The organism is Streptomyces sp. DT2A-34, from assembly GCF_030499515.1.
GTDB lineage: Bacteria > Actinomycetota > Actinomycetes > Streptomycetales > Streptomycetaceae > Streptomyces.
This window is the reverse complement of sequence record NZ_JASTWJ010000001.1, coordinates 6347732-6361259: the sequence shown is the minus strand read 5'-3', so window position 1 is coordinate 6361259 and position 13528 is coordinate 6347732. Positions and strand designations below refer to the sequence as shown.

Annotated in this window: 18 protein-coding genes and 1 tRNA gene; 10 read left to right on the top strand and 9 right to left on the bottom strand. The window is 66.9% G+C overall.

Annotated features, from left to right (window positions below; genetic code table 11):
* Nucleotides 1–3: 3 nt before the first annotated feature.
* Both QQM39_RS28500 and QQM39_RS28495 read right to left on the bottom strand, forming a co-directional pair.
* Complete coding sequence (locus tag QQM39_RS28500) at nucleotides 4–360, bottom strand: co-chaperone GroES (protein ID WP_128428777.1); 357 nt, start codon at nucleotides 358–360, stop codon at nucleotides 4–6.
* Nucleotides 361–416: 56 nt separating this feature from the next.
* Nucleotides 417–746: a DUF3618 domain-containing protein gene (locus QQM39_RS28495; RefSeq protein WP_302000417.1), complete on the bottom strand. Its 330-nt coding sequence runs from the start codon at nucleotides 744–746 to the stop codon at nucleotides 417–419.
* Nucleotides 747–841: 95 nt separating this feature from the next.
* Between QQM39_RS28495 and bcp the strand changes: the two genes are divergently transcribed.
* A complete protein-coding gene (gene bcp / locus QQM39_RS28490; protein ID WP_302000416.1) occupies nucleotides 842–1309 on the top strand; it encodes a thioredoxin-dependent thiol peroxidase in 468 nt (155 codons plus the stop codon).
* A gap of 39 nt (nucleotides 1310–1348) precedes the next feature.
* Nucleotides 1349–1435: transfer RNA gene (locus tag QQM39_RS28485), tRNA-Leu, on the top strand.
* Between the two features lie 16 nt (nucleotides 1436–1451).
* Here the strand turns inward: QQM39_RS28485 and rdgB are convergent.
* The 4 genes from rdgB to QQM39_RS28465 form a co-directional block, all read right to left on the bottom strand.
* The gene (rdgB, locus tag QQM39_RS28480) at nucleotides 1452–2057 is read right to left on the bottom strand and encodes an RdgB/HAM1 family non-canonical purine NTP pyrophosphatase (protein WP_302000415.1); all 606 of its coding nucleotides are present in this window, start codon (nucleotides 2055–2057) and stop codon (nucleotides 1452–1454) included.
* A 168-nt stretch (nucleotides 2058–2225) separates the two neighbouring features.
* Nucleotides 2226–2630, bottom strand: coding sequence for a hypothetical protein (locus QQM39_RS28475; protein WP_302000414.1), 405 nt, complete (start codon nucleotides 2628–2630; stop codon nucleotides 2226–2228).
* A gap of 150 nt (nucleotides 2631–2780) precedes the next feature.
* On the bottom strand, nucleotides 2781–3518 hold the full coding sequence (rph, locus tag QQM39_RS28470; protein WP_302003753.1) for a ribonuclease PH: 738 nt from the start codon (nucleotides 3516–3518) through the stop codon (nucleotides 2781–2783).
* A gap of 93 nt (nucleotides 3519–3611) precedes the next feature.
* A complete protein-coding gene (locus QQM39_RS28465) occupies nucleotides 3612–3845 on the bottom strand; it encodes a glucose PTS transporter subunit EIIB (protein ID WP_031478364.1) in 234 nt (77 codons plus the stop codon).
* Nucleotides 3846–3972: 127 nt separating this feature from the next.
* Between QQM39_RS28465 and QQM39_RS28460 the strand changes: the two genes are divergently transcribed.
* Together QQM39_RS28460 and QQM39_RS28455 are read left to right on the top strand one after the other, a co-directional pair.
* Nucleotides 3973–5262, top strand: coding sequence for a PTS transporter subunit EIIC (locus tag QQM39_RS28460; RefSeq protein ID WP_302000413.1), 1290 nt, complete (start codon nucleotides 3973–3975; stop codon nucleotides 5260–5262).
* Nucleotides 5263–5394: 132 nt separating this feature from the next.
* Complete coding sequence (locus tag QQM39_RS28455; protein ID WP_302000412.1) at nucleotides 5395–6648, top strand: PTS transporter subunit EIIC; 1254 nt, start codon at nucleotides 5395–5397, stop codon at nucleotides 6646–6648.
* Nucleotides 6649–6717: 69 nt separating this feature from the next.
* Here the strand turns inward: QQM39_RS28455 and QQM39_RS28450 are convergent, their stop codons facing one another.
* The 3 genes from QQM39_RS28450 to QQM39_RS28440 form a co-directional block, all read right to left on the bottom strand.
* Nucleotides 6718–7470 carry an MBL fold metallo-hydrolase gene (locus QQM39_RS28450; protein ID WP_302000411.1) on the bottom strand — a complete coding sequence of 251 codons (753 nt, stop codon included), beginning with the start codon at nucleotides 7468–7470 and terminating at the stop codon, nucleotides 6718–6720.
* A gap of 208 nt (nucleotides 7471–7678) precedes the next feature.
* Nucleotides 7679–8716, bottom strand: coding sequence for a site-specific integrase (locus tag QQM39_RS28445; RefSeq protein WP_302000410.1), 1038 nt, complete (start codon nucleotides 8714–8716; stop codon nucleotides 7679–7681).
* A 100-nt stretch (nucleotides 8717–8816) separates the two neighbouring features.
* Nucleotides 8817–9311 (bottom strand): helix-turn-helix domain-containing protein, encoded by a 495-nt coding sequence (locus QQM39_RS28440; RefSeq protein WP_302000409.1) that lies wholly within the window; start codon nucleotides 9309–9311, stop codon nucleotides 8817–8819.
* Nucleotides 9312–9454: 143 nt separating this feature from the next.
* On the opposite strand from QQM39_RS28440, the gene QQM39_RS28435 reads away from it, so the two are divergent.
* From QQM39_RS28435 to QQM39_RS28410, 6 genes are all read left to right on the top strand, one after another.
* Nucleotides 9455–9634, top strand: a complete 180-nt coding sequence (locus QQM39_RS28435; RefSeq protein ID WP_302000408.1) for an AlpA family transcriptional regulator — start codon at nucleotides 9455–9457, stop codon at nucleotides 9632–9634.
* Nucleotides 9631–9840 (top strand): hypothetical protein, encoded by a 210-nt coding sequence (locus QQM39_RS28430; RefSeq protein WP_302000407.1) that lies wholly within the window; start codon nucleotides 9631–9633, stop codon nucleotides 9838–9840. Before QQM39_RS28435 ends, QQM39_RS28430 begins: the two co-directional genes overlap by 4 nt.
* Nucleotides 9830–10102 (top strand): hypothetical protein, encoded by a 273-nt coding sequence (locus tag QQM39_RS28425; RefSeq protein WP_302000406.1) that lies wholly within the window; start codon nucleotides 9830–9832, stop codon nucleotides 10100–10102. Before QQM39_RS28430 ends, QQM39_RS28425 begins: the two co-directional genes overlap by 11 nt.
* Nucleotides 10103–10198: 96 nt before the next feature.
* Entirely contained in the window at nucleotides 10199–11659 is a 1461-nt protein-coding gene (locus QQM39_RS28420; RefSeq protein ID WP_302000405.1) for an AAA family ATPase, read from the top strand.
* Nucleotides 11660–12073: 414 nt separating this feature from the next.
* Nucleotides 12074–12604: a hypothetical protein gene (locus tag QQM39_RS28415; RefSeq protein WP_302000404.1), complete on the top strand. Its 531-nt coding sequence runs from the start codon at nucleotides 12074–12076 to the stop codon at nucleotides 12602–12604.
* Between the two features lie 48 nt (nucleotides 12605–12652).
* Entirely contained in the window at nucleotides 12653–12874 is a 222-nt protein-coding gene (locus tag QQM39_RS28410) for a hypothetical protein (protein ID WP_302000403.1), read from the top strand.
* The last annotated feature ends 654 nt before the right edge of the window (nucleotides 12875–13528 follow it).

Genomic DNA, 13528 nt, shown 5'->3' with positions numbered 1-13528 from the left:
GAATTACAGGTAGAGCCCCGTCGAGTCCTCCGACCCCTCGAACCGGTCGGCGGCCACGGCGTGCAGATCACGCTCGCGCATGAGCACATACGCGACCCCGCGCACCTCGACCTCGGCACGGTCCTCCGGGTCGTACAGGACCCGGTCGCCGGTCTCCACGGTCCGTACGTTCTGCCCCACCGCGACGACCTCGGCCCAGGCCAGCCGACGGCCGACGGCGGCGGTGGCGGGGATGAGGATGCCGCCACCGGAACGCCGCTCGCCCTCGCTGGTGTCCTGCCGCACGAGTACACGGTCGTGCAGCATCCGGATGGGCAGCTTGTCGTGGTGGGTGCTGTGCTCGTTTCTGTTGGCGCTCACGCCTTTGAACCTACCTGCCTTTGCCGCGTCCGTACGCCGGTGGGTCCGCCGACCGCTCAGTCCCTGCGGCGCCGGGTGCCGAGGGCCAACAGCCCCACGAGGCCGACGGCGACGAGTGCGACGGGCACGATCCGCTCCAGGCGGGGCGCGCCCTCCTCGTCGGTGAACTTGGCCTTCACATCGCTCACGGCCCGGTTGACCCCGACGTAGGCCCGTCCGAGCGTGTGGTCGATGTTGGAGACGACCTTGGCCTTGGCGTCACCGACGATCGTCTTGGGGTGCACGCGCACCCCGATCTCGTCGAGCGTCTCGGCCAGCGCTGCGCGGCGGGCTTTGATGTCCGCCTCGATCTGCGCCGGTGTTCTGGTGTCCGACGTGTCCGCCACCGTACGGCCTCCGAAGTGAAGCTGATGCTGTTTGCGGACAGTCTGTCAGCTCTACGCCGGACCGCACTGTCAGGCTCCCCGGTTACGCTGGTCCGATGAGCGAGCGACTCCAGCCGGGGGACGTGGCCCCCGCCTTCACCCTGCCCGACGCCGACGGCAACGAGGTGTCCCTTTCGGATCACAAGGGCCGCAAGGTCATCGTGTACTTCTACCCGGCGGCCCTGACGCCCGGCTGCACCAAGCAGGCCTGTGACTTCACGGACAACCTGGAGCTGCTGGCCGGCGCCGGGTACGACGTGATCGGCGTCTCCCCCGACAAGCCGGAGAAGCTCGCCAAGTTCCGCGACCAGGAGTCCCTGAAGATCACGCTGCTCGCCGACCCGGAGAAGTCCGTCACCGAGGCCTACGGGGCCTACGGCGAGAAGAAGAACTACGGCAAGACGTACATGGGCGTCATCCGGTCCACGGTGATCGTGGACGAGGAGGGCAAGGTCGAGCGGGCGCTGTACAACGTGCGGGCGACCGGCCACGTGGCGAAGATCATCAAGGATCTGGGCATCTGACCACCCGGCCCGGCCAGTAGCATGGCCGGGCAAGGTCACGCGGCCGTGGTGGAATTGGCAGTCACGCTGGGTTTAGGTCCCAGTGGGGTAACACCCGTGAGGGTTCGAGTCCCTCCGGCCGCACCACCGCACCACTTACCGCTTACTGCGCGAGGAGTTGGCGCACGACCGGCACCAGCGCCCGGAACGCCTTGCCCCGGTGGCTGATCGCGTTCTTCTCCTCGGGGCTCAGCTCGGCGCAGGTCCGCGTCTCCCCCTCCGGCTGGAGGATGGGGTCGTACCCGAAGCCGTTCGTGCCCACCGGCGTGTGGCGCAGGCTGCCCCGCAACTGCCCCTCGACCACCCGCTCCGTCCCGTCCGGCAGAGCGAGCGCCGCCGCGCAGGCGAAGTGGGCGCCCCGGTGGACGTCGTCGATGTCGGACAACTGGGCCAGCAGCAGCTCCAGGTTGGCCCTGTCGTCACCGTGCCGGCCGGCCCAGCGGGCGGAGAAGATGCCGGGGGCGCCGTTCAGGACGTCGACGCACAGCCCCGAGTCGTCGGCGACGGCGGGCAGCCCGGTCGCCCGGGCCAGGGCGTGCGCCTTCAGCAGGGCGTTCTCGGCGAAGGTGACGCCGGTTTCCTTGACGTCGGGGACATCCGGGTAGGCGTCCGCGCCGACGAGGTCATGATGCAGCCCTGCGTCGGCGAGGATCGCCCTGAGCTCGGTGATCTTCCCGGCGTTACGGGTGGCGAGGATGAGACGGGTCATGGGCACCAGTATCCCGGGGCCGCGCGTCCCGGGGCGCCGCAGGCACCCAGGGGCGCGGGGCTGTATCGACCTGCGGCTCCGCCGCGTGGGCGCGACCAGCCACAACAAACCCGCAGCCCCCCACCCGCAGTACCCGGCACACGAGAGGCCCGGCCCAGCCAGCGGCAGCTACGACGTGCAGACCTTGGTCAGCTCGCCCGCCGCATCCGTGACCGGGCTGACGTCCGGCGTCTCGTCACCGTTCTTCACGGCGTCACGGACGTTGGTGACGGCCTGCTGGAGGTCGTCCACCGCCTTGTTGACGTCGGCGTTGTCCGTCTTGTCGCCGATCTTGTCGAGGTTCTTGTCGATGGAGTTCAGGGACTCCTCGAGCTGGGTCGGGTCGTTCGACGCGTTCTCCACGGCCTGTTGGAGTTCCGTGACGCTGTCGGCGATGGCGTCGGCGGTCTGGACGCAGTCCAGCGCCTTGTTGACGGCGTCGCAGCCGGTGGTCAGCCCGGCCGTCAGCCCGACTGCCGCAACGGCTGCGGCGGCTATGGCGATACGGCTTCGGCGGCGTCGGCTCGTGGCCATGGTTGACGTTCCCTCCCTGCTCCCAGGCCTCGCAGGGCCCCCGTTGGTCACTGGCCGGGCGCACGGTGGTGTGCCGTACGCCCGTACTCCTAGTGACGCCAGGAAAGGCTGCGCGGTTGCCCGGAGCTGCGGCTCTTCTTGGTGCGTCCTTTACTTTTCGAGGACGGTATCAAGTGCCTTGCGCTGCGCTTCCGCCAGCTCCCCGCAGCCGGAAACCGCGAGGTCCAGCAGGGAGTTGAGCTCCTCGCGGGCGAAGGGCTCGGCCTCGGCGGTGCCCTGGACCTCGACGAAGCGGCCGTCGCCGGTGCAGACGACGTTCATGTCGGTGTCGGCCTTCACGTCCTCCTCGTAGCAGAGGTCGAGGAGCGGTACGCCGCCGACGATGCCGACCGAGACGGCGCTGACCGTGCCGGTGAGCGGCTTGCGGCCGGCCTTGATCAGCTTCTTGCCCTGGGCCCAGGAGACGGCGTCCGCGAGCGCGACGTAGGCGCCGGTGATGGCCGCCGTACGCGTACCGCCGTCGGCCTGGAGGACGTCGCAGTCGAGGACGATCATGTTCTCGCCGAGCGCCTTGTAGTCGATGACCGCGCGCAGGGAGCGGCCGATGAGGCGGCTGATCTCGTGTGTGCGGCCGCCGATCTTGCCCCGGACGGACTCACGGTCGCCGCGGGTGTTGGTGGCGCGCGGCAGCATGGCGTACTCGGCGGTGACCCAGCCCTCGCCGCTGCCCTTGCGCCAGCGCGGGACACCTTCGGTGAAGGAGGCGGTGCACAGGACCTTCGTGTCGCCGAAGGAGACGAGGACGGAGCCCTCCGCGTGCTTGCTCCAGGCGCGTTCGATGGTGACCGGGCGGAGCTGTTCGGGGGTGCGGCCGTCGATTCGAGGAATTGAGGAGGTAGCTGCCATGGCGCGAGCCTAGCCCCCCATACGGAGGGGGCCGCTCCCTGTCCGGGAAGCGGCCCCTTCAGCGAGCTCGCAAGCTCACATCATGTCTTCGATCTCCGCCGCGATCGGGTCGGCGTCGGTGCCGATGACGACCTGGATGGCGGTGCCCATCTTCACGACGCCGTGGGCGCCGGCGGCCTTCAGGGCGGACTCGTCGACCAGCGAGGGGTCGGAGACCTCGGTGCGAAGGCGGGTGATGCAGCCCTCGATCTCCTCGATGTTGTCGATGCCGCCGAGCCCGGCGACGATCTTCTCAGCCTTGCTGGCCATGTCGGTCTCCTCACGCACTGTTGGCCCAACTTCACGAGCGATTGTGTCGTGCGTACCGAAGGATGACGTCACAGCAACCCAATCGTCGGTAACTGGTCTACACCACGTGACAGGCGGTCGCCAACCCATGAGTGCCGAGACCGAGATCTCCCCCGCGCGCAGGCGGTGGCAGGCGGCGTTCCAGGGCCTGCAGAAGATGGGCCGCAGCCTCCAGCTCCCCATCGCGGTCCTGCCGGCCGCCGGCATCCTCAACCGCCTCGGCCAGCCGGACGTGTTCGGCGACGACGGCCTGGGCTGGGACAACGTCTCGAAGGTGATGGACGGCGCGGGCGGCGCGCTGCTCGACGGCTCGCTCGGGCTGCCGTTGCTGTTCTGTGTCGGCGTGGCCATCGGCATGGCGAAGAAGGCGGACGGTTCGACGGCGCTCGCGGCGGTGACGGGCTTCCTCGTCTACTACAGCGTGCTGCGCGAGTTCCCGGAGGACTGCCCGGAGGGGACGAAGGAGATCCCGGACATCGGTTGCGCGGCGGCCGAAGGGGCGGTGAGCGCGTACGAGTACCAGAACCCGGGTGTCTTCGGCGGCATCGTGATCGGCCTGCTCGCGGCCTTCTTCTGGCAGCGCTACCACCGTACGAAGCTGGTGGACTGGCTCGACTTCTTCAACGGGCGGCGTCTCGTCCCGATCATCGTGGCGTTCGTGGCGATCGTGGTCGCGGTGCTGTGCCTGTGGGTCTGGCCGCCGATCGGTGACGCGCTGGAGAGCTTCAGCGACTGGATGAGCGACCTGGGCGCCTGGGGCGCGGGTGTGTTCGGCATCGCCAACCGCGCGCTGCTGGTCGTGGGCCTGCACCAGTTCCTCAACGTGCCCATCTGGTTCCAGTTCGGCAGCTACACCACGCCCGACGGCGAGGTGGTGCACGGCGACATCAACATGTTCCTCGCGGGCGACCCGGACGCCGGCCAGTTCACCTCGGGCTTCTTCCCGATCATGATGTTCGCCCTCCCGGCGGCGGCCCTCGCCATCACCCACTGCGCCAAACCGAGCCGCCGCAAGGAGGTGGGCGGTCTGATGCTGTCGGTGGCCCTGACGTCCTTCGTCACCGGCATCACGGAACCGATCGAGTACTCGTTCCTCTTCATCGCCCCGCTCCTTTATGCGGTGCACGCGCTGCTGACGGGTGTGTCGATGGCGGTGACCTGGGGACTGGGCGTGCACGACGGCTTCAGCTTCTCGGCCGGACTGATCGACTACGTCATCAACTGGAACCTGGCGACGAGACCCTGGGCGATCATTCCGATCGGCCTGTGCTTCGCGGCCGTCTATTACGTGATCTTCCGTTTCGCGATCACGAAGTTCGATCTCAAGACTCCGGGTAGGGAGCCGGAGGAGGAGGTCGAGGACGTCACAAAGGCCTGAGAAGGGCCTGAAAAGGGCCTGAAAGGGTCCGGAAAATCCCGCGGAATCGCGGGTTCCTTATCTCACCTTCATCGTGCTACAACAGGTCTACACCACTGAGTGGTGTAGACCACCACCCGATGGAGGAAGTCTATGAGCACCGCCACCTCGCCAACGGCGGCCCCCACGAAGAAGTGGGGATCAGGCCTGTTCCAGGGCCTGCAGAAGGTCGGCCGCAGCCTGCAGCTGCCCATCGCCGTGTTGCCGGCGGCGGGCCTGATGGTCCGGCTCGGCCAACCGGACGTCTTCGGGGTCGAGGGCCTCGGCTGGGACAAGGTCGCCGCGGTCTTCGACAAGGCGGGCGGCGCCATCACCGGCAGTCTCCCCCTGCTCTTCTGCATAGGCGTCGCCATCGGCTTCGCCAAGAAGTCCGACGGCTCGACCGCGCTGGCCGCGCTGGTGGGCTTCCTGGTCTACAGCAAGGTCCTGGAGGCCTTCCCGGTCACCGAGGCCAAGGTCCAGAACGGCGCGGACATAGCCGCGACCTACAACAACCCCGGTGTGCTCGGCGGCATCATCATGGGTCTGCTCTCGGCGGTCCTGTGGCAGCGGTACCACCGCAAGAAGCTGGTGGACTGGCTCGGCTTCTTCAACGGCCGGCGTCTCGTCCCGATCATCATGGCGTTCGTCGGTGTGGCCGTCGGCGTCTTCTTCGGACTGGTCTGGGAGCCGATCGGCGAGGCCATCGGCGACTTCGGCGAGTGGATGACGGGCCTCGGCTCCTTCGGCGCCGCCCTTTTCGGCGCGATCAACCGCGCGCTCATCCCGATCGGCATGCACCAGTTCGTGAACACGGTGGCGTGGTTCCAGCTCGGCGACTTCAAGGACGCTGCCGGCGAGGTCGTGCACGGCGACTACAGCCGCTTCCTGGCCGGTGACCCGACCGCCGGAATGTTCATGTCCGGCTTCTTCCCGATCATGATGTTCGGCCTGCCGGCCGCCGCGATTGCCATCGCACACTGTGCTCGCCCCGAGCGCCGCAAGGCCGTGATGGGCATGATGATCTCGCTCGCGCTGACGTCCTTCGTGACGGGTGTGACCGAGCCGATCGAGTTCTCGTTCATGTTCATCGCCCCGCTCCTGTACGTCATTCACGCGGTCCTGACCGCGGTGTCCATGGCGGTCACCTGGGGACTGGGCGTCCACGCGGGCTTCAACTTCTCCGCAGGCTTCATCGACTACGCCCTGAACTGGAACCTGGCCACCAAGCCATGGATGATCATCCCGATCGGCCTGGTCTTCGCGGCGATCTACTACACCGTCTTCCGGTTCGCGATCATCAAGTTCAACCTCGCCACCCCGGGCCGCGAGCCCGAGGAGGAGATCGAGGACCTCACCAAGGCGTGAGCCGCTCCTGAACAGCACTGAGGCTCCCGGAGCCATCCAGCTCCGGGAGCCTCAGTCACGTCGTACAGGTCAGATCTCGTACGTCATCCGCGGAGCCGCCAGTTCCACCGGCCCGTCGTACACCGCCCGCGCATCGGCCAGGTTGACCTCAGGGTCGGTCCACGGCGGGATGTGGGTGAGGAGCAGGCGGCGGGCGTGCGCGCGGGCCGCGGTCTGGCCTGCCTCGCGGCCGTTGAGGTGCAGGTCGGGGATGTCTTCCTTGCCGTGCGTGAAGGCCGCCTCGCACAGGAACAGGTCGGCGTCGCGGGCGAGTTCGTCCAGGGCGGTGCTGATGCCCGTGTCGCCGGAGTACGTCAGGGTCTTCCCGCCGTGCTCGATCCGGATGCCGTACGCCTCCACCGGGTGGGCCACGCGTTCCGTGTGCACGAGGAACGGGCCGATCTCGAAGGTGGACGGCTTGACCGTGTGGAAGTCGAAGACCTCGCTCATGGACGAGGCGGTGGGGGTGTCGGCGTAGGCCGTGGTGAGGCGGTGCTCGGTGCCCTCGGGGCCGTAGACCGGGATCGGGTCGCAGCGGCCGCCGTCGTGCCGGTAGTAGCGCGCGACGAAGTACGCGCACATGTCGATGCAGTGGTCGGCGTGCAGATGGCTGAGGAAGATCGCGTCGAGGTCGTAGAGACCGCAGTGGCGCTGCAGCTCGCCAAGGGCGCCGTTGCCCATGTCGAGGAGTAGCCGGAAGCCGTCGGCCTCGACGAGGTAGCTCGAGCAGGCCGATTCCGCGGACGGGAACGACCCCGAGCAGCCGACGACGGTGAGCTTCATGAAACAGAAACCTCCGCTGGCGGAAAAAGAGAGGATCGAGGGATGGGGCGTCGGGGGTCGTGCGGTTTGTCGAGCGTAAGGCGCAAAACCTCCGGTCGCTCCTCCGCCTAGGGCTGTTGTGGGCGAACTCACCTACAGGGCGCTGCCATCCGGGCTACCAGGCGCTCAGCCGTTCGACCAAGATCAGAGGGCACATCGAGGGCACATTTCAGGCAGCCTCCTGCAGGAACTCCTCGACCGCCTCGCGGGTGTCCTCATCGTCGTCGGGGAACAGGTGCGCGTAGATTCCCATCGCCACGACCACGGTGTCGCCCAGTCGCGCTGCCACGGTCTTCGGCCCCTTGCCGTGCTTGATCAGGACGCTTGCGTACGTGTGCCTCAGGGCATGCAGCCGCGTGCCCTTGGGGAGCCCGGCCGCCTTGACCGCCGGACGCCAAACGGTGTCGGCGAAGTGGTCCGCGTTGACGGGTCCTGCGAACAGGAAGCCGTCTTGTTCCGCCGGGTACGCCTTCAGGTGAGCGGCAAGGGCGTCGATCACGCGCTGTGGCACAGGCACAGTCCGATACGAGTGCTTCGTCTTGGGCGGACATACGACCACGCCGGGATGCGCCCTCTGAACCTGCTGTTCGACCCGAACGGTGCGGCGAAGGAAGTCGATGTGCTTGACCTGGAGGCCGAAGAGTTCTCCCGCCCGGAGCCCGCTTCCGACTGCGAGGATGACCAGCACCCGGTACCGGTCCGGCATGGCGCCGGCGAGCTTGTGCACCTCCGCCGAGGTAAGCGGGGCGACCTCGGTGTGGGGGACCTCCACGGCCTTCAGCCCGGCGCAGGGTGACGCCGGTATCAGCCGGTCGCGCACGGCCGCGTTGAACACGGCGGAGACCTTCTGCTGAACCTTCCTGGCGGTACGTGGGGCCAGCCCCTTCACCCGGACCAGACCCGTCAGCCACGCCTGCAGCTCACCTTGCCGGATCGATGTCAGTTGCCGGTCGCCGAACCTCGGATAGACGTACAGCCGCAGGACGGTCTCGACGTCCCGAGCGGTGGTCGCCCGGTGCGGTTGCGCCTTACGCCATTGCTCGGCGTACTCGCGGAAGGTGATCCGCAGCTCGCTGGGACGGACGTATGTCCCCTTGTCCAGCTCCATGGCGATCTCGGCCGCCCTGCGCTCCGCCTGGGGCTTGGTGGTGAAGTTCTCCTTCACCTGCTTCCGGTCCGGATCGCGGTACCGGACCTGCCAGCGCATGCCCTTATCGTGGACGGCGCTGGGCACAAGCGTCTTGGTCTTGGTGCTGTGCGCCTTACACGGCCGGGCGGCCTTGTCGAGCCGCGTCAGGTGCCAGCGATCAACTACCTGGGCCATCGTCTTTCATCTCTTCCCACGCCTCGACCGAGAATTGAGTCGGCCGCTCGAAGGGCTGTTGCTTCAGTTCCTTCTCGTTCAGATACGGCTGATTGGTCGCGCGCCACGGCAGCAACGCGACCCAGTCCTGACTGGCCGCCACGGCGGTCTCGCCGCGCACCCAATTCCACGCCGTCCGCCACTCGACGGACATCCGACTCGCCAGGGACACCGGCATGCCTGGATCCTCGTGCGGGAGCAGGAGCGCCGGAACGGAGACGCGCAGGACCGCAGCGAGGGCAACCAGGTCGTCTGCGTCCACGCGGCGCTCGCCTGCCTCGATGCGGGAGAGCCCGAGCGGGGGGATCTTCCTGCCGATCTTGTCGAGCCTCCGGGATACCTGCGCAAGCGAGAGGTTCTGCTGCTCGCGGAGCCGTTGCACGTTGCGCCGCACGTTCTCGCCGACTGGCCCCAACGGGTTCCTCTTGTCCGATGCCATAGCCACAGCTTCGCATCATGATGATAGATACACAAGCCCTCACGATCGACAGTGGCTCCCTCTTGACGCGACGCGTTAGGTCGCTCAACATCGAGCGAGAGGCATCGATGATGATGCCGATGTAACTCGAAAGGAGAGCATCGATGGCCGGACTCGCCACGCCCGACGAAGTGGCCGACTACCTGAAGATCCCCAAGCGGACACTCGACCAGTGGCGCTATCTCGGAATCGGACCGAAGTCGGTCCGGGTCGGCCGCCATTGCCGGTACCGCTGGGCCGATGTCGAGCGGTGGCTGGCAGAGCACGAACGGGGGGCAGCGTGACCAGCGAGCACACCCGGATGCCGGATGACTGCCGCTTGTGCGGCACTTTTGTCCCGGATGCGGAATTTTCGAGTGTCGTTCATGACACGGGCCGGCACTGCTCGGTGCAGTACCCCGTGTGCAAGGACTGCCACACACCCGAGTTCCAGGCCTACCTGGACGAGCTGTGGGCGTTCTGGAAGGGGCGGACCAACGATGCCGCCTGAGTACGACATCACCGCCGCCGACGTCGGCGGCCAGAGGGCGATGGTCATCCAGCCGTCGATCCTCGACGACCTCGACCCAGACCTGAAGTCCGCGCTCGCCGCCCGCCGGGTCGCGAACGTCACCGGGGAGTGCCCGGCGTGCGGCGCCCGCGTGCGGTGGCCCAACCGGGCGGAACGGCGGGCAGCGGCCAGGGCGGGGCGGGCGATGACCATCGTTTTCGTCCACGAAGACGACTGCGTTGCCCTGTGCGACGGGGACTGACATGCGACCGCCCCGGGCCGACGAACCCGGGGCGATGACCAAAACCCATAACCCGAACGTCCGCACGCGGGAGGGGCATCAACAGAGAGACACAACATGGCAAGCGTAGCCCCGTTCAACCCCAAGCGGCCCGTCGTGACGGCGGACGACGACAACCTCTCCGACACGGATATCGACAGCTCCACGACGCACCCGCCGGCGGCTGCACCACCGTCGGAAACGGCCAGCGTCCGGGACCTGCTAGATCAGTACAAGGACTCCGCGCGAGTGGTCAAAGCACTCCAGCGCGGCGACTTCTATGACGCCGACCTCGATGCGCTTTGGCGACTTGTTCCGCCTCATGTCGGCGACCAACTCAGCCGGGCCGCAGACGCGCTGGGCACCCCACTGGACGCGGTGGAACGGGGCCTTGAGGACCGGCGGCTGAGGGACGAGATCGAGCGGCGGCATCAGGCCGAGCGGCGGCTCGCGGCGGAGTCCGACGAAACCACTGATGCCGACGAGCAGGCCCTCGCCGCCATGGCCGCCGACACCTACACCAGCGACCGCCTGGACGAGCTGCCGCAGCCGGAGTGGTTGATCGACGGCGTTCTCCCCAGGGGCAAGCTGATCCGCACCAACGGTCCGCCGAAGTCGCTGAAGAGCTTCGTCACCCTCGACATGGCGGCGTCCGTCGGCACGGGCTGCGATTGGCACGGCCACAAGGTCGCTCCGGCGCGAGTCCTGTATGTGGTGGCCGAAGGGGCGTCCGGCACGAGGCAGCGGGTACGGGCGTGGGAGGAACTGCGCGGCTGCAACATGACCGATGTGGACTTCTACCCCCGGCCCGTGCAACTCGGTGACGACCCTCAGCTCCGCCTGCTGCGGCTGTACGTCCAGCGGGGCGGATACGGCCTCGTCGTCTTCGACACACAGGCCCGCTGCACCGTCGGCGTCAAGGAGAACGACGCGGCCGAGATGGGCGTGATCATCGACCGGCTGGGGCTGATCCAGGAGCGGACCGGCGCCTCGTGCTGGCTCGTCCACCACACGCCGGTCGGCGACGACGAGCGTGGCCGGGGGTCGTCGGCGGTCCTTGGGGCCGTCGACACCGAGTTCGCCGTGAACCGCAACCGGCAAGCAGGCACGGTCACGATCAAGAACACCGCCCAGAAGGACGCGGAGGAGATGGCACCCGCCACGTTTGACGTCGTGGAGTCCGGGACCTCGATCGCGCTCACGACCAGTGGCGGTGCGGGTTCGGCGCCCGTCCCGGAAGTGACCAACAACCAGCTCGCATACCTTCGGGCGTTGGCCGACTTCGAGGAAGTTGGTGCGACGGCTACGGAACTGCGTGAAGAGATGGGGATGGCCTACAAGGACCGGAACAAGGTCAGCAAGGTCCTCGGGGCGCTGGCGAAGAAGGGCCTCGTCCGCCGAACCGGCAGCCGCCACGCGATCAGCGAATTGGGGCGCCGCGCCATCCAACGGCACCGTCTCGACGAGTACGTCCAGGACGACCAGAAGGAACCGTACGAACAGCAACAGCTCCTCAATGGAGAAGGTGACTCTTCATGATCAAGTCACCCCGAAAGTCGCCCTCCCCGATGGGCGACAGTCACCCTCGGTCGCCTTTTGCGGTCACCCCTCTGACCTGCGAAGTCACCCTTGGTCACCCCCTACAGTCACCCCCGACGCACTTCGGAGTCACCCTCCCACCCTCGGTCTAGGAAGACCGAGGGGAGGTGACCGTGCCGGTGACCAGGAGCGTGAGACCTACCGAATAACCCTCTGGGCGATCAACGTCCAGGCCCGAATGGCGAAATGGCTGCCATCGGGGCAAGAGACGCCCTTCTCTGGAACGGGAAAACGCTGCTCCAGCTGGCAAGGAGCGGCCAGCCCGACGCTGACCGTCCAGCAGCGCGGCTGCCTAGCAGCCGCGGTCATCCAGCCAATTCGCATGCCTCGAACAGCGAGCGCAGGATGGTGTGTATGGCAACTGTAGAAGCGGGTGGACCCGCGTCAGTTCCGCCGATGCTCACGCCGCCTCAGATCGAATTGCGCCCGTCCGATAGGGGCGTTAAGCGAGACGAGATGGTCCTGCGGTTCCACATTGAGAACAGGGACCAGGTGATCGTTAATGCCCTGGGTTCCTGGCACGAATACGCGCCCATCTTGGCCTCGCTCGGACGGCACGAATCCGGTGCGCTCGTACTGAGCACCTTCGCACTGCGGGATGGCTGGACAGTTGATCGTATCGCTGCGTATGACCGCTGGCCGCGACCCAGCCTCCACGCCAGCGGATCAGCTCTACTCGATCAAAGACTAGAGATCTGGCCGACGTCTTTGACAAGTCCTGACGGGGAATCCGACCCTCGCAACGAGATCCACTACGACGTAGTGGTCACTACTGATGAACAGCTTGTGACCGTTAGCGTTCTGTCCGGCCAGAAGCACGAGAAGCGCGAAGGCCGGGCCCGCATACGTCCTGTCATCGATCCCATCCTCGACCTGTGGACCTGACGCATCTACCATCGAAGCAGCACCCCACACGTAGGAAGGGGCGGGTCCGTGTCAGACGCGCTCATGCCTGTACTCACGGCGAATCTAGATGGCTACGTATCGAGCAACGGCATCACGTACATCCATGATCATGCGCTCGACGGGGACGAGGACCTTTCCATCGACATGCCGGTTCTGATTAGCGACGGCTGTGGGCACACCGCCGAGGCCAAGATCATCGGCCGTGACGAGAAACTGGGCTATTGGTACTTGCAGTTCACCAAGCACTGACCCACGCCTTCGCAAATCCGACCTGCGCGAATAAAAAACGCCGCGCAAAAAAACGCGGTCGAGACCGCGTCGACCGGCTTCGCAAGGCTAACGCGCGACCCCCTCCCCCTTCCTACCCACACTCGGCTCCACATGGCTATAGGCCAGGGCAAGGGCAGGGCGTCGATCGCGTTGGATTTCATTCTTTCATCTTTTCATTAATTGATTGATTTGCTTTTCTGTGTAACAACTTGCGTCTGTCAGCAATAGCTGTAGGCAGTGCGGGTGGGGGTGGCAGGCCAGGGGTACGAAGGGACGACCTGGCACCCCCGCCGTCGGCCCGTCCCCGAGCCTTGCGGCCAGGGGCACCCGTCAGCAGACTGCCCCCTGTCCTGAAGTCGGCCGTAGACGGCCGCGGGCGCTGACGCCGCCGTCGGCCGAGCGGGGTAATCGCCAACCATTCGGTCTTCGCCTCCTCGTACGCGGTGTCCTGGGCGCCGACCTCGACACGGGCAGGCTTGCTTCAACCGCCGGCCGGCCAGGTGCGCCGACGGCGGGCCGCCCCTGTCCATCGGCCGACAGGGCGCCTGCTCCCATCACGGCGGTGTCGCTCCCGCCAGGATCTGGGCCGTCCTTAACTTCTGAATCGGTAGATCCAGGACCACCCGGTGGCCA

What these genes read in the sequence shown, in the direction of transcription:
- QQM39_RS28455 (WP_302000412.1), top strand. Translation starts at nt 5,395, where the DNA reads ATGAGCACCGCCACCTCGCCAACGGCGGCCCCCACGAAGAAGTGGGGA.
- rdgB (WP_302000415.1), bottom strand. Translation starts at nt 2,057, where the DNA reads ATGACCCGTCTCATCCTCGCCACCCGTAACGCCGGGAAGATCACCGAG.
- QQM39_RS28445 (WP_302000410.1), bottom strand. Translation starts at nt 8,716, where the DNA reads ATGCGCTGGCAGGTCCGGTACCGCGATCCGGACCGGAAGCAGGTGAAG.
- QQM39_RS28440 (WP_302000409.1), bottom strand. Translation starts at nt 9,311, where the DNA reads ATGGCATCGGACAAGAGGAACCCGTTGGGGCCAGTCGGCGAGAACGTG.
- QQM39_RS28415 (WP_302000404.1), top strand. Translation starts at nt 12,074, where the DNA reads ATGGCAACTGTAGAAGCGGGTGGACCCGCGTCAGTTCCGCCGATGCTC.
- QQM39_RS28425 (WP_302000406.1), top strand. Translation starts at nt 9,830, where the DNA reads ATGCCGCCTGAGTACGACATCACCGCCGCCGACGTCGGCGGCCAGAGG.
- QQM39_RS28450 (WP_302000411.1), bottom strand. Translation starts at nt 7,470, where the DNA reads ATGAAGCTCACCGTCGTCGGCTGCTCGGGGTCGTTCCCGTCCGCGGAA.
- QQM39_RS28420 (WP_302000405.1), top strand. Translation starts at nt 10,199, where the DNA reads ATGGCAAGCGTAGCCCCGTTCAACCCCAAGCGGCCCGTCGTGACGGCG.
- bcp (WP_302000416.1), top strand. Translation starts at nt 842, where the DNA reads ATGAGCGAGCGACTCCAGCCGGGGGACGTGGCCCCCGCCTTCACCCTG.
- QQM39_RS28435 (WP_302000408.1), top strand. Translation starts at nt 9,455, where the DNA reads ATGGCCGGACTCGCCACGCCCGACGAAGTGGCCGACTACCTGAAGATC.
- QQM39_RS28465 (WP_031478364.1), bottom strand. Translation starts at nt 3,845, where the DNA reads ATGGCCAGCAAGGCTGAGAAGATCGTCGCCGGGCTCGGCGGCATCGAC.
- QQM39_RS28460 (WP_302000413.1), top strand. Translation starts at nt 3,973, where the DNA reads ATGAGTGCCGAGACCGAGATCTCCCCCGCGCGCAGGCGGTGGCAGGCG.
- QQM39_RS28475 (WP_302000414.1), bottom strand. Translation starts at nt 2,630, where the DNA reads ATGGCCACGAGCCGACGCCGCCGAAGCCGTATCGCCATAGCCGCCGCA.